General features: G+C 61.7%; 15 protein-coding genes. 7 read left to right on the top strand and 8 right to left on the bottom strand.

Translation table 11 applies throughout. The annotated features are described in order from the left end of the window. Together FB009_RS00005 and FB009_RS00010 are read right to left on the bottom strand one after the other, a co-directional pair. Window positions 1-191, bottom strand: a 191-nt coding sequence (locus FB009_RS00005; RefSeq protein WP_186447529.1) for a phosphoadenosine phosphosulfate reductase domain-containing protein, incomplete at its 3' end; no start/stop codon positions are given. Between the two features lie 209 nt (window positions 192-400). After that, window positions 401-1,630, bottom strand: a complete 1,230-nt coding sequence (locus FB009_RS00010; protein ID WP_024312190.1) for an ROK family transcriptional regulator — start codon at window positions 1,628-1,630, stop codon at window positions 401-403. A gap of 224 nt (window positions 1,631-1,854) precedes the next feature. Here FB009_RS00010 and FB009_RS00015 point away from each other — a divergent pair, with 224 nt between their 5' ends. The 6 genes from FB009_RS00015 to FB009_RS00040 all read left to right on the top strand — a co-directional run bounded on the left by FB009_RS00015 (window position 1,855) and on the right by FB009_RS00040 (window position 7,987). Beyond that, window positions 1,855-3,093, top strand: a complete 1,239-nt coding sequence (locus FB009_RS00015; protein WP_127580450.1) for an extracellular solute-binding protein — start codon at window positions 1,855-1,857, stop codon at window positions 3,091-3,093. Between the two features lie 128 nt (window positions 3,094-3,221). Continuing rightward, window positions 3,222-4,103: a carbohydrate ABC transporter permease gene (locus FB009_RS00020; RefSeq protein ID WP_012061489.1), complete on the top strand. Its 882-nt coding sequence runs from the start codon at window positions 3,222-3,224 to the stop codon at window positions 4,101-4,103. Further along, window positions 4,103-4,948 (top strand): carbohydrate ABC transporter permease, encoded by an 846-nt coding sequence (locus tag FB009_RS00025; protein WP_018012043.1) that lies wholly within the window; start codon window positions 4,103-4,105, stop codon window positions 4,946-4,948. Before FB009_RS00020 ends, FB009_RS00025 begins: the two co-directional genes overlap by 1 nt. Further along, the gene (locus tag FB009_RS00030) at window positions 4,945-5,970 is read left to right on the top strand and encodes an SIS domain-containing protein (RefSeq protein ID WP_024312188.1); all 1,026 of its coding nucleotides are present in this window, start codon (window positions 4,945-4,947) and stop codon (window positions 5,968-5,970) included. The genes FB009_RS00025 and FB009_RS00030 overlap by 4 nt, the downstream gene beginning before the upstream one ends. Before the next feature lie 2 nt (window positions 5,971-5,972). Next, the gene (locus FB009_RS00035; protein ID WP_024312187.1) at window positions 5,973-6,908 is read left to right on the top strand and encodes a PfkB family carbohydrate kinase; all 936 of its coding nucleotides are present in this window, start codon (window positions 5,973-5,975) and stop codon (window positions 6,906-6,908) included. After that, window positions 6,905-7,987, top strand: a complete 1,083-nt coding sequence (locus tag FB009_RS00040; protein WP_145161376.1) for an ABC transporter ATP-binding protein — start codon at window positions 6,905-6,907, stop codon at window positions 7,985-7,987. The genes FB009_RS00035 and FB009_RS00040 overlap by 4 nt, the downstream gene beginning before the upstream one ends. Before the next feature lie 12 nt (window positions 7,988-7,999). On the opposite strand, the gene FB009_RS00045 is transcribed toward FB009_RS00040, so the two are convergent. From FB009_RS00045 to FB009_RS00070, 6 genes are read right to left on the bottom strand one after another with little or no spacing between them, the layout of a single operon-like run. Further along, the gene (locus FB009_RS00045; RefSeq protein WP_018012046.1) at window positions 8,000-8,851 is read right to left on the bottom strand and encodes an IclR family transcriptional regulator; all 852 of its coding nucleotides are present in this window, start codon (window positions 8,849-8,851) and stop codon (window positions 8,000-8,002) included. Further along, window positions 8,848-9,231, bottom strand: coding sequence for a RidA family protein (locus FB009_RS00050; RefSeq protein ID WP_012061483.1), 384 nt, complete (start codon window positions 9,229-9,231; stop codon window positions 8,848-8,850). Before FB009_RS00050 ends, FB009_RS00045 begins: the two co-directional genes overlap by 4 nt. 34 nt (window positions 9,232-9,265) lie before the next feature. Beyond that, entirely contained in the window at window positions 9,266-10,033 is a 768-nt protein-coding gene (locus FB009_RS00055) for an amino acid ABC transporter ATP-binding protein (RefSeq protein WP_012061482.1), read from the bottom strand. Between the two features lie 13 nt (window positions 10,034-10,046). After that, a complete protein-coding gene (locus FB009_RS00060) occupies window positions 10,047-10,706 on the bottom strand; it encodes an amino acid ABC transporter permease (protein ID WP_018012048.1) in 660 nt (219 codons plus the stop codon). A 5-nt stretch (window positions 10,707-10,711) separates the two neighbouring features. Next, entirely contained in the window at window positions 10,712-11,374 is a 663-nt protein-coding gene (locus FB009_RS00065; RefSeq protein WP_018012049.1) for an amino acid ABC transporter permease, read from the bottom strand. A 60-nt stretch (window positions 11,375-11,434) separates the two neighbouring features. Beyond that, entirely contained in the window at window positions 11,435-12,277 is an 843-nt protein-coding gene (locus tag FB009_RS00070; protein WP_024312184.1) for a transporter substrate-binding domain-containing protein, read from the bottom strand. Window positions 12,278-12,432: 155 nt separating this feature from the next. Between FB009_RS00070 and FB009_RS00075 the strand changes: the two genes are divergently transcribed. Beyond that, a complete protein-coding gene (locus FB009_RS00075) occupies window positions 12,433-13,491 on the top strand; it encodes a D-TA family PLP-dependent enzyme (protein WP_024312183.1) in 1,059 nt (352 codons plus the stop codon). The last annotated feature ends 98 nt before the right edge of the window (window positions 13,492-13,589 follow it).

The raw sequence follows: 13,589 nt of genomic DNA on the forward strand, positions 1-13,589 counted from the left end.
CATTTCGTATCGACGTGCAGGAATGGAAAGGGCGGTTTTCCGGGATAGAACGCCTTCATTGCCAGATGCAGCAATACGGAGGAGTCCTTACCGATCGAGTAGAGCGCGACGGGGTTGGAGAATGTTGCAACGACTTCGCGAATAACATGGATCGCTTCGGCTTCAAGCCGCCGAAGATGGGGAAGAGACATATCGCAATCCCTCTGATTTTAAATAATAAAAATATTGCATGCGAATAAAAATGCCGCCGCGCGCTAAAAGCTGCGAACGTGATCAAATAATCGTACAGCAGTTAAATGATGTCCCACCGACGAGCGCGCATTTAAGCGCCATCTCGCTTATATTTCAAGTAATAATCGGAAGTCTTTTTTTAAGGCGTATCCGGAAGCCGAGTATTCGATCAAAGCGTTCCACCGACCCGGCTCTTCAGGATCGCCGAAAACCGGGGGTCGAACGTCCGGCTGATCGGCTCGGCCGCAGCACCGACAGCAACCGCCCATGGGTCCGTGAAGCCCAGTTGCAGTCGTGGCGTGCTGCGCTGCCGCCGCTCGGCAATCGAAGGCAGCAGGGGGTGAAGGGCGTCGATCAGGAGGTTGGCGAGAACGGGGGGCATGCCGCCGCAGAGAATGATCGTTTGCGGATCGAAAATCGTCTCGAGCAACTGTATCGTCGCCCGAAGCTCGTGGGCAGCGCCCGCAATCCAGTCCGTCACGCGCCTGTCCTTTGAGCCGGCGGCAGCATCGATGCGCCGGTAAAGATCGGGATCGGCGGGGTCAATGTCGAGGCCCTTGCACAGCGAAGCGATCGATATGCGGTGCTCGATCGGTGCCCTCGCGTCGTCGGCACCGACGCGCGCCCTGCTCAGGATCATGCCGATCTCGCCCGCATTACCGTGCCCGCCACGGTAGAGTTCACCGTTCAGGATCAGTCCCGCACCGAGCCCGTAGCCCAGATAAACGCAGACGGCATGGTCGATCCCATGGGCGGCACCGACCATCTTTTCCGCCGTCGCCGCCGCAGCCGCGTCGTTCTGAAGGCGCACGTCGAGCCCCGTCCCCTCGGAAAGTCGTTCAAGCAGGGGAAAGCTCTGCCACGCCGCCATCATCCAGGGGTCGTCGGTAGCGGAGTCGATGCCGAACGGTCCCGGCATTGCAACGCCCAGCCCCACCAGGCGGTCGTTGAATTCCGGAGCGGTCGTCACCAGTTCCCGCCGTGTTTCGTCTATCAGAGCGAGGATTGCATCGACACCCTCTTCAGGGCCGCCGCCGGGCAGGTTCACCTCTTTACGGATCAGCACGGCGCCGATCAGGTCGACGGCGATCGTGCGTGTTACGTGACGGTCGATCTGAAGTCCGATCGCAAAAGCGCCTTCCGGCACGAGCCGATAGGGTGTCGATGGTTGCCCGCGGCCTTTGCGCACTGCGGCGAGCGATGCCACGAGCCCGTCGTTCTCGAGCTCCTCTATGATGTTGGAGACCGCCTGCTTGGTGAGTGCTGTCGCCCGCGCAAGATCAGCCCGTGACAGGTGCCCGTTCAGTCGCAAAGCATCGATCATCACGCGGCGATTGTGGGCGCTCGCGCCTTCCTGATTGGTGCCGCTTTTGGCCCGGACCGGTCGAATTTCGTTCATTCACAAACCCTCTTGACACGACTGGACTATCGAACAAGAGTTAAGTCAAGACAATTGACTTATTAAGAGGTCGGAGAACCTCGGGGGAACGACGGCGGCCAGCAATCGGCCGCGAACGCTCCGGTTTGATTTGTCGAAGCCGGCCGCTCAAAGCGAGCCGAATTCCACTGGAGCGCGCCCACGCGCGCTGCGAAGACTGCAACGGTCATTTACTGGAGGCGACGATGTCGAAATCCATCCGCAACGCTTTGATCGGCGCGACCCTTGTCGGCGCCGGCTTCACCGGCCATGCCCAGGCCGAAACGACTCTGAACGCGCTTTTCATGGCGCAGGCCGCCTATAGCGAGGCAGACGTCCGCGCCATGACGGATGCCTTCGCCAAGGCCAATCCCGACATCAAGGTCAATCTCGAATTCGTTCCCTATGAGGGACTGCACGACAAGACGGTGCTCGCGCAGGGTTCCGGTGGCGGCTATGACGTCGTCCTTTTCGACGTCATCTGGCCGGCGGAATATGCAGCCAACAATGTTCTCCTCGACGTGACGGACCGCATCACGGACGAGATCAATCAAGGCGTCCTGCCCGGCGCCTGGACGACGGTGGAATATGACGGCAAACGTTACGGCGTGCCGTGGATCCTCGACACGAAGTACCTGTCCTACAACAAGGAAATCCTTGAGAAAGCCGGCATCAAGGAACCGCCGAAAACCTGGGACGAGCTTGCGGAACAAGCCAAAGCCATCAAGGATAAGGGACTGCTCGAAAACCCGATCGCCTGGAGCTGGTCTCAAGCGGAAGCGGCCATCTGCGACTACACCACTCTGGTTAGTGCCTATGGCGGAAAATTCCTCGATAGCGGCAAGCCGGCCTTCGCCAGCGGCGGCGGGCTCGATGCGCTGAACTACATGGTGACGAGCTACACCTCCGGGCTCACCAACCCGAATTCCAAGGAGTTCCTCGAGGAGGATGTCCGCAAGGTCTTCCAGAACGGCGAGGCCGCCTTCGCGCTCAACTGGACGTACATGTACAACCTCGCCAACGATCCCAAGGAGAGCAAGGTAGCCGGCAAGGTCGGCGTCGTTCCGGCTCCCGGCGTTGAAGGCAAAAGCGAGGTTTCGGCCGTCAACGGCTCCATGGGCCTCGGCATCACGACGACCAGCAAGCACCCCGAAGAAGCATGGAAATATATCGTCCACATGACCTCGCAGGAGACGCAGAACGCCTATGCCAAGCTGAGCCTCCCGATCTGGGCATCTTCCTATGAAGACCCCGATGTGACCAAGGGCCAGGAGGAACTCATCGCTGCGGCGAAGCGCGGGCTGGCCGCCATGTATCCACGCCCAACGACGCCGAAATACCAGGAGCTTTCGGCTGCCCTGCAGCAGGCCATCCAGGAGGCGCTGCTCGGCCAAGCCTCTGCGGAAGACGCGCTGAAGAGCGCCGCTGAGAACAGTGGCTTGTGAGCCGATGTGCGTGTGAACGGTCGTGGTCGGGCGGGGAATGTACGGCGCGCAAGGTACACGCGGCGTTGCGGACGCATTTCCCGCCTGATGCCTGTGCTTCTTGTTACGGGAATGAGGGTCCTTGAGCGATGACAGGCACCTGGATCTCAACGCGCGCGTGGCTTCTGATGCTTCCGCTCCTCGTGGTGATGACCGCCGTCATCGGCTGGCCGCTCATCGACACCGTGCGGCTTTCCTTCACCGACGCCAAGCTCATCGGAACCGAAGGCGGCTTCGTCGGAGTGGACAATTATGCAAGAATGCTCACTGGCTCGAACTTTCAGCGGGCGCTGATTACCACCACCTGGTTCGCAGTCATTTCGGTTGCGGCAGAAATGGTGCTCGGTGTCCTTGCGGCACTCCTCCTTAACCAGAAATTTCGTGGACGGACGGCGCTCCGCGCACTGATGATCCTGCCGTGGGCGCTTCCGACGGTAGTCAATGCGACGCTCTGGCGCCTCATCTACAATCCGGAATATGGCGCGCTCAATGCGGGGCTGACCCAGATCGGCATCCTCGACAGCTATCGCTCCTGGCTCGGTGAACCCGGAACGGCGCTTGCAGCGCTGATCGTCGCGGATTGCTGGAAGAACTTCCCGCTGGTGGCGCTGATCGCACTCGCCGCGCTTCAGGCGGTGCCGCGCGACATCAATGCGGCATCGATCGTCGATGGTGCCGGTCCGTTCAATCGATTTCGCTTCGTAATCCTGCCCTACCTCGCCGGTCCCTTGCTGGTGGCGCTGGTGCTGCGCACCATCGAGGCCTTCAAGGTGTTCGACATCATCTGGGTCATGACGCGCGGCGGACCGGCCAACAGCACGCGCACGCTCTCGATCCTCGTCTACCAGGAAGCGTTTTCCTTCCAGCGAGCGGGCTCCGGCGCGTCGCTTGCCCTCATTGTCACGCTGCTGGTGACCATTCTTGCCGTCGCCTATGCCGCGCTGCTGCGCAAGGCCGCCGGAGCTTCGTGATGGAACGTCAAAGCCCGCTTTTCTCCGTCTTCATCCATGCCAGCGCCCTGGTTCTCGCTATCGTGGTCCTGGCACCGGTCGCCTGGCTTTTCATCATGAGTATCTCGCCCGCCGCGGATCTCAGCGCCAAGCCCCTCGCCTGGTGGCCGAGCGAAATCGACCTCTCGCGCTATCGCACACTTTTGTCGGCTGTCGAAAACAGCGCCGGCGCAGCCTTCATTGCATCGCTCCTGAACAGCCTGAAGGTGGCAGGCATGGCAACGCTCGCCGCTGTCGTCGTCGCCGTTCCGGCCGCCTGGGCCGTGTCTCGCACCCCCTCCGTCTCCTGGTCGTTTTACGTGGTGATCGCGACCTACATGCTGCCGCCCGTCGCTCTTGCCGTGCCGCTCTACATGGGCCTTGCCCATTTCGGCCTGCTCAATTCAGTCTTTGGATTGGCGCTCGTCTATCTCACCATTCTCGCTCCCTTTACGACATGGCTCCTGAAATCGGGCTTCGACGCGATACCGCGGGAGATCGAAAGCGCTGCCATGATCGACGGCGCGCGACTGGACCAGATCCTGCGGCTTCTGACGCTGCCGCTGGCTGCACCGGTCATGGCGACCTCGGCGCTCTTCGCCTTCCTGCTCGCCTGGGACGAGTTCTTCTATGCGCTGCTCTTCACCTCGGACCAGCGCGCCAAAACCCTGACGGTTGCCATTGCGGACCTCGCCGGCGGACGGGTTTCGGACTATGGGCTGATCGCCACCGCCGGGGTACTTGCCGCCCTGCCCCCGGTGCTGGTCGGCCTTGTCATGCAAAGAGCCCTGATCTCCGGGCTCACCAGTGGGGGCGTCAAGGGATGAACATGAGCATATCGAAGGACCGCCCCGCCGGGCTTGTTGCAATCGATCGTGAGATGGCGCGTCAGCACGGCGACGCTGTCGCTTCCTATCAGGAAGCGGCAGCCACGGCTCAACGCATCGCCGCGTCGCTGAAGTCGACGGGCCGGCTGCTGCTCCTCGGCATGGGCGGCTCGCACGCCGTCGCCCGCGCAGTCGAGCCGCTCTATCGCGCTCTCGGCATCGATGCCGTCGCGCTGCCGCTTTCCGAGCAGCTCGGCCAACCGCTTCCAATCGAAGGCAAGACCATTCTCGTGACATCGCAATCGGGCGAAAGTGCCGAAGTGCTGCGCTGGTTTAGGGAAACGGACGGCGGCACGAGCGAGACATTCGGGCTGACACTCGAAGAGGATGCATTCCTGGCCAAGGCTATCCCTTCGCTCGTCGGGGCAGGCGGGACGGAGCAGGCATTTGCGGCCACCCGCAGCCTGACGGTTACTTTCGCGCTGCACCTGGCGATACTCGCCGCCCTCGGCGCGGATCCGGCCGAGGCCCTTCGCGCCCTCAAGACTCCAGAAGCACCGGCGATCGACGGCGCTCTGGCGATGCTTACCGGTGTCAGCGCAATCGTCACCTCCGGACGCAGACTGCAGGGCATCGCCGAAGCCATCGCCCTCGGCCTCACCGAGCTCTCTCGCCTCCCGTGCTTTTCGCTGGAAGGCGGTCAATTGCGCCACGGACCTATGGAAATGCTGGGTCCTTCAATGGCCGTCATTCTCTTCCGCGCAGCCGATCCGACCGCTGGCCTCGTCGGCGCCATGGCGGTTTCGGCAGCCGAAGCCGGGTCGCCGGTCGTCGTCTTCGATGCATCGGGCGAGCCGCCGGCCGCCGGCGCCACGACGATCCGCTTCGAACCGGCGGCGGGCATGGCTGCGATCTTCGCGATGCTGCCCGTCGCACAGTCCCTGATGATCGCCTTCGCCGACGCTCGCGTCGAAAATGCCGGCACGCCGGTACGATCCACCAAGGTCACCCGGAGCGAGTGAAGATGCGTCCGCTTGCAGCCATCGGCAACGTCAATGTCGATCTCATACTTGGTCCCGCCGAACCGTGGCCTAAACCTGGCACCGAGATCATCGTCGATCACGACGAGCTTCGCGTCGGCGGTTGCGCCGGCAACAATGCGCTGGCCTGGGAGTCCCTTGGCGTGGACTATGTGATCGCCGCCAATGTCGGCAACGACCAGTTCGGGGCCTGGTTGAAGGAGGCGTTGGGCGACAGGTCCCGCGATTGGCCGGTGGAAGCCGCGGGCACGACGCTTTCGGTGGGCATCACCCATCCGGATGGAGAACGGACCTTCTTCACGACCCGCGGCCACCTGCCATTGCTCAGCTTCCAGGAAGTGCGGACAATGCTGGATGGAAATCGCCTCCGCGGCGGCTATGCACTGCTCTCCGGCTCCTTCCTGACCGACGCCCTCTCGCTCGCCTATGATGCGCTTTTCGACTGGGCGGACGCGCACGAAATAGCCGTAGCGCTCGATACCGGCTGGCCGCTCGAGGGCTGGACAGAGGCCAACAGGCTCAAGACGCTCGCCTGGCTGAAGCGCTGTCACTGCGCCCTTTTCAACGAGGTGGAGACGACGACGCTGACCGGTCAGTCCGATCCGGCCGAAGCCGCCCGCAGCCTGAAAAGCGAAATGCCGGCCGATGCGATCGTCGTTGTTAAACGCGGCCCCAACGGAGCGCTCGCCATCGATCGAAACGGTGCAGCGTTCTCGTTTCCGGCACCCAGCGTTCAGGTCGTCGACACGATCGGTGCCGGCGATGTCTTCAATGCCGGCTTCCTGGCAGCTCTCGCCGCCGACATGCCGCTCATAGACTGTCTCAAAACCGGCGTTACGATCGCTTCGCGAGCGATCTCCACTCTTCCGCGCCGCTACGGCGAGCCCCTTTCCGCCTTTATCGAGGAATCCAGGCGATGAGCGCCCTCGAAATCCGCAACGTCCGTAAGCGCTACGGCGAGGTCGAAACGCTGAAGGGCATCGATATCGCGCTCGAAAGCGGAGAATTCCTCGTGCTGCTCGGCTCCTCCGGATGCGGCAAGTCCACGCTCCTCAATATCATCGCCGGACTTTCCGAACCGAGCGGAGGCGACATCCTGATCGGCGAACGCTCGGTGCTGGGCGTTCACCCCAAAGACCGCGACATAGCAATGGTCTTCCAGTCCTATGCGCTCTATCCGAACCTGACCGTCGCCCGCAACATCAGCTTCGGCCTGGAAATGCGCCGGGTGCCGCGGGCCGAGCGCGACAGGGCTGTTTGCGACACTGCCAGGCTCTTGCAGATCGAGGATCTTCTCGAGCGAAAGCCGAGCCAGCTCTCCGGCGGTCAGCGCCAGCGCGTCGCGATCGGCCGGGCTCTGGTGCGCGACCCCCAGGTGTTCCTTTTCGACGAGCCGCTGTCGAACCTCGATGCCAAGCTCCGGATGGAGATGCGGACCGAACTCAAACGCCTGCACCAGATGCTGAAAACGACAGTCGTCTACGTGACCCACGACCAGATCGAGGCGATGACGCTCGCAACCCGCATCGCCGTGATGCGCGACGGCCGCATTGAGCAGCTCGCCACGCCGGAAGAGATTTACGACCGCCCCGCAACGCTCTATGTCGCCGGCTTCGTCGGCTCGCCGCCGATGAACATTCTCGATGCCGAAGTGACCGCAAGCGGCCTGAAGCTCGACGGCTGCGAGGAGGTGCTTCCCTTGCCGGCAGCATTCGACGGGACCGCCTTGGCGGGTCGGCGCGTGAAGGTCGGCATCCGGCCGGAGGCAATGCGGCTCGCAGCCGAGTCAGAGGATCCGCAATTGACCGCTGACATCGAGGTGGTGGAACTCACAGGACCGGAACTCGTGACCACGGCCACAGTCGGCAGGCAGCGCATCACCGCCTGCCTGCCGCCGCGCACAGCACTCGGCACGGGTTCGGTACATGCCTTCACCTTCGATGAAACGGCCATGCATCTTTTCGATCCGGAAAGCGGCCGATCGCTTAAAGTGGGATGAGGCGAGGCTCAGTCAACGAGCGCTTGCCGCCCTAACCGAAGCCGCAAGGTCGTTTCGGTAGCCAAGCTTCTCCGAGAGTTCGCCCGCCCCGTCGATCAGCACGCGAAGATAGGCGTCCCGATTGCGCAGACCGTCCTCCTTCGGCGCAACGAGGCAGAGCGTCGCAATACAAATCGCTTCCGCGTCATAGACCGGTACGGCGAAGCAATGGGTGAAGCTGTCGACGATGCTGTTGAAGGTGAAATAGCCCTCCTTCTTGGCATTGCGGACCTGAGCGATGAATTCGGCGGGCTCGAGCCGCGTGCCATCCGGCAGAACGAAATCCTCCGGCGGAATGAATGCGATAATCTCCTCGTCGCTCATGTGATCGACGAGGAGGCGGCCGGACGCAGTCCACGGGATAGCGACGGGCTCGCCTATACTGGTGGAAATGCGGAAAGGGCGGCTGCCCTCGTTCATCAGCACGACGGCATATTTACTGCCTTCGAGCTGGCACATCTGCGCCGTCTCGCGCGTCTCTCCGGCAATCCTTGCCAGGAGATGCTCGCATTCACGCATCAGATCGAACTGCTCCGCATAGGCCGCGCCGAGGAAATAGAGCTTGCGCCCGAGAAACACCCGGCCGTCATCGCCGCGATATTCGAGAATGTTCTGGCGCAGGAGCAGGTTGACCAGTTCATAGACAGACGAGCGCGGCGCTCCTATCCCTTGAGCGATCTCGTTCGGGCGCAAGGGCTGACGCTGCACGCGTAGGAAGTCGAGGATCTCGAAGGCTCGATCGAGGCCACGTGCCCTGCGATTAATCGTGTCATCCGCATATGCCACCGCGTCCTCCTTGCCGCTCAAATCCGCTCTGGACCTCATTTAGCCTTGTAGGCCACGCAGTCAACTTCCACCTTGCAGTCGACCATCATGCGCGACTGGACGCAGGCTCGCGCCGGCGGATGCTCGCCGAAATATTCCGCATAGATGCCGTTGAAGGTCCAGAAGTCGCGCGGATCGTCGAGCCAGACGCCGACCCGCACCACATCTTCGAGCCCATAGCCGGCTTCGTGCAGGATTGCGATCATGTTCTCGATGGCCTTGCGGCTTTCCGCGATGATGCCGCCACCCGCGATCTCGCCCTTTTGCATGGCGACCTGACCAGACACATAGAGCCACCCGTTCGCCTCCACGGCGCGCGCAAATGGCAGGGGCTGCTTGCCCGCACCGGTTTCCCCAGTTCCATAACGCTTGATTGTCACGCTTCACTCCACTTCTTATCAGATTCATACTCGGTCAGTTGAATGTCGACGTCTTCAGAAACTCCGCGAGGCGTTCGGTCCTCGGCTTCAGGAACATTTCGCGCGGATCCCCCTCCTCGGCGATGCGCCCCTGATTCATGAAGATCACCCGGGACGAAACCTCGTAGGCGAAGCGCATCTCATGGGTGACGATCAGCATGCTCATGCCATCATCGGCGAGCCCCTTGATAACCTGCAGCACCTCGTTGACGAGCTCGGGATCGAGCGCCGAGGTCACCTCGTCGAAGAGCATCAGCTTCGGATTCATCGCAATGGCACGGGCGATCGCCACGCGTTGCTGCTGTCCACCTGAAAGTTGTCCGGGATAATGATCCTTTCGCGAGAGCAGACCGACGCGGTCGAGCCATTTTTCGGCAAGTCCCCTCGCCTCGTCGCGGCTCATCTTCTTCACTTTGACGAGCCCGAGCATGACATTGGCGGCGGCTGTCATATGCGGAAACAGATTGAACTGCTGGAAAGCCATGCCGGTCAGGGCGCGCTGGCGGGCGATCTCCCGCTCCGGCTTGCGCCGGCGAGCGTCTCCTGCGGTTTCGTAACCGATTTCCTGGCCATCGATCGCGATCGTGCCGCCCTGAAACTCCTCCAACATGTTGATACAGCGAAGCATCGTCGTCTTGCCCGAGCCACTGGAGCCGATGATGCTGATCACCTCGCCTTGGCGCATCGAGCAGTCGACGCCCTTCAGCACCTCTACCGCGCCGTAACGTTTGTGAAGATCACGTATTTCAAGAAGATTGGTCATCGGATGCGAAGCCTCACGATGGAACGGCGGTCTTGCGCTCGACGTAACGGCCGAAGCGCTCAATGCCGTAGTTGATGACGAAGTAGAGAAAGCCCGCGAAGAAATAGAATTCGAGGCTCATGAAAGTGCGGGAGATCACCTCCTGCGTCCGCAGGAGCAATTCGCCGACCCCAATGATGGAAAGCAGGGTCGATGCCTTGACCATCTCGGCCGCCGTGTTGACCCAGGCAGGAAGCGCCTGCCGCAACGCCTGCGGGCCGAGCACATAGGCGAAGGTTTGGGCGAAGGTCAGACCGATCGCCTTGGCGGCCTCGGTCTGACCTTTGGGGATCGATTGCAGGGCGCCACGCACCAGTTCGCCGACATGCGAACTGCAGAAGACGGCCAGCGCCAGAACGCCGGCCTGGAACGGCCCGAGATCGATGCCGATGGCGCTCAGGACGTAATAGCTCGCGAGCACAAGGACGAGTACCGGCGTGCCGCGGATGAAATCGGTATAACCGCGCACGATCCATCTGACGGGTCTGTATCCATAGACAAGCGCCAGACCGACGAAAACGCCCAACACCGTGCCGGCGACGATAGAGAGAAATGAGATCGAGACGGAAATCCCGAGCCCTTTGAAAAGCGGAATGCGGGCGAGCCAAAGCTGATCGATGAAAGAGACGTCCATGGGGGTCACCTCGGCACAGCGAGACGCCGCTCCACACGGCGCATAAGCGCGGCGAGCAGCGAGCAGGTTGCGACATAGAGGCAGCTCGCGACAATCCAGGTCTCGATAACGCGGAAGCTCTCGACATTGATCTTGCGCGCCTCGAAAGTGAGCTCGGGAACGGCGATCGCAGCGGCAAGCGAAGTGTCTTTGAAAAGCGAGATCATCGTGCTGCCGAGCGACGGCAGGACGCTGCGGAGCATCAGCGGAATGGTGATCGAGGTGCGGATCTGCATCTCCGTGAGCCCTATCGCGAGCCCCGCCTCCCGCTGGCCCGGCGGTATGGCGATGAGCCCGCCGCGAAACACCTCGGCAAGATATGCGCCCGAATAGATTGCAAGCGTCAGCACGAAGCTTTCGATTTTGCCGAGCCGAACTCCGAGTTGTGGAAGCGCGAAATAGCTGAAGAGGACGAGCACGAGAATCGGCGTGTTGCGGATCGCCGTGACATAGAAGCCGGCTGGCCTTCGCAGAGCCACGCTCTTGGAAACGAGCCCGAAAGCCGTGATCAGCCCGATCATGCAACCGACGACGATCGCCACGACCGCCAGGCCGAGACTGAGGGACAATCCCTGCAGAAGAAGGTCGAACGAGCGCCAGACAGCCGCGAAGTTCAAGGAGTAAGTCATGGGGCAGCCATTCTATCGGACAAGGCAGCTCCGCCAGCCGGCGGAGCCGCCATGTCAGGATCACTTGTACTCGACGGGAAAGCCGATCTCAGGCGGCGTTAGGTCCTTGCCGAACCACGTTTTGAAGGATTTGGCATAGAAATCGAACTCGACGCCGGTCATGGCTTCGTGAAGCGCCGTGTTGACGAAGTTCAGCCAATCCTGATCACCGCGCCTGACACCGCAGGCATAGGTCTGCGGGTTCCAGCCGTAGCCGGCATCCTTATAGCGTCCGGAATTCTGCGTCATGTACCAGGCGAGCGAGGACTGGTCGGTGGCGGCGGCATCAGCGCGGCCGGATTCAAGCGCCTGATAGATCAGGTCGACGGACTCATACTGATCCACGGCTGCTTCCGGCAAGGCTGCGTGGACCATGTCCTCCGCATACACGTTCTGCAGGACCGAGATTGTGACCGACGAACCCGCGGCCTTCAGCGCTTCATAATCGCCGTACTTGCCGTCCGCCTTCAGCATCAGGCCGACACCCTCGCGATAATAGGGAATAGTGAAGGCGACCTGCTGAGCACGTTCCCCGGTGACGGTCATGAATTGGCAGGTGATGTCCACCTTGCCGGTGGTGATGTTCGGAATTCGGGCATCCGACGATTGGTTGACGAACTCGATTTTCTCCGGATCGCCGAACAGTGCCTTCGCGATGATGCGGCCCATATCGACGTCGAAACCTTGGAGCTTGTCTTCGGCGCTCTTGAAGTGCCACGGCGCGTTGGTGCTGCCGGTGCCGAGTATCAGATGGCCGCGACTCAGCACCTCGTCAAGCTTGCTCGAAGCCTGTTGTGCGTGCGCAGGCATGCCCGCCAGTACAGCCGCGACGAAGCCCGCGGCGGCCGTGAATTTGCTGATCATTGAAAGATCTCCCCTATCGTTCCCTTTTCTATCCGATATAGTGGACATAAGTCCTAAATACCGGATTGACCAATCAAAGGCCCTGAGCCATTACTTGTCAAGCAGGATCGGCTACATTCGCCGCCGATCTATTCGGAACGAGGAGCGATGCCTGCATGACCCTGCCGATCGAAACACCCGCCGTGCTGGTCGATCTCGATATCGCCCGGCGCAATATTCTCGCGTTTCAGGCCTATGCCGACCGCCACGGTATCCGCGTGCGCCCCCATATAAAGACCCATAAGCTTCCACAGCTGGCCGAGCTGCAGCTCGACGCAGGCGCGATAGGCATCACCTGCCAGAAGGTCACGGAGGCGGAAGCGATGGTCGAGGGCAGCGCCCGGATCAAAGACGTCCTGATCACCTACAACCTCCTCGGGGAGGAGAAGCTCGCGCGGCTCGCACGACTCAGTGAAAAGGTGACGGTGAGCGTCGTCGCGGACAATGCGACTGTCGTCGACGGGCTCGGAGCCTTTTTCGCCGATGCAGGCAAGCCCATGACCGTGCTCGTGGAATGCAACACCGGTGCGGATCGTTGCGGCGTCGCAACGCCGGCCGAGGCGGCGCGCCTCGCCATGCGCATTGCCGCGGCGCCGGGACTGCGCTTCGGCGGCTTGATGACCTATCCGCCAGCCGATGGCGCCGCACGCGTTCAAACCTTCATGAGTGGGGCGAAGCAGCTCATCGAGGCCAGGGGGATCGAAGTTCCCTGTGTTACGTCAGGCGGCACGCCCGGCATGATGCAAGCGGCCAAGGCCCCGATAGCAAGCGAGCACAGGCCGGGGACATATATCTATAACGACCGGTCGCTGGTTGCCCGTGGCGTGGCCTCATGGGATGACTGCGCCCTCACAGTGCTCGCGACCGTCGTCTCAGTTCCAAGCGAAAATCGGGCCATCATCGACGCCGGCAGCAAGGTCCTGACCTCCGACCTGCTTGGTCTCACCGGTTACGGGCACGTACTTGATCGCGACGACATCCGTATCGACCAGCTCTCCGAAGAGCATGGCCGCCTCGTCTCGGACGGCCCTATCCGTCTCACGGTCGGCCAACAGCTCCACATCGTTCCGAACCACGCCTGCGTCGTGACCAACATGGTCGATGCGGTCCACGTCATCGAAGATGGCACGCCCAAAGGGACATGGCCGGTTCTCGCACGCGGCCGCGTCCTCTGATTGCGAACGGCGCATACGAAGCCGGAGTGACAGAACGAAACCTCGAATCCGACGAAGGACGGTAGTCCACTATCCTAGTGCAATTTAAAAATGTCGTG

The organism is Sinorhizobium medicae, assembly GCF_007827695.1.
In the GTDB taxonomy this organism is placed as follows: domain Bacteria; phylum Pseudomonadota; class Alphaproteobacteria; order Rhizobiales; family Rhizobiaceae; genus Sinorhizobium; species Sinorhizobium medicae.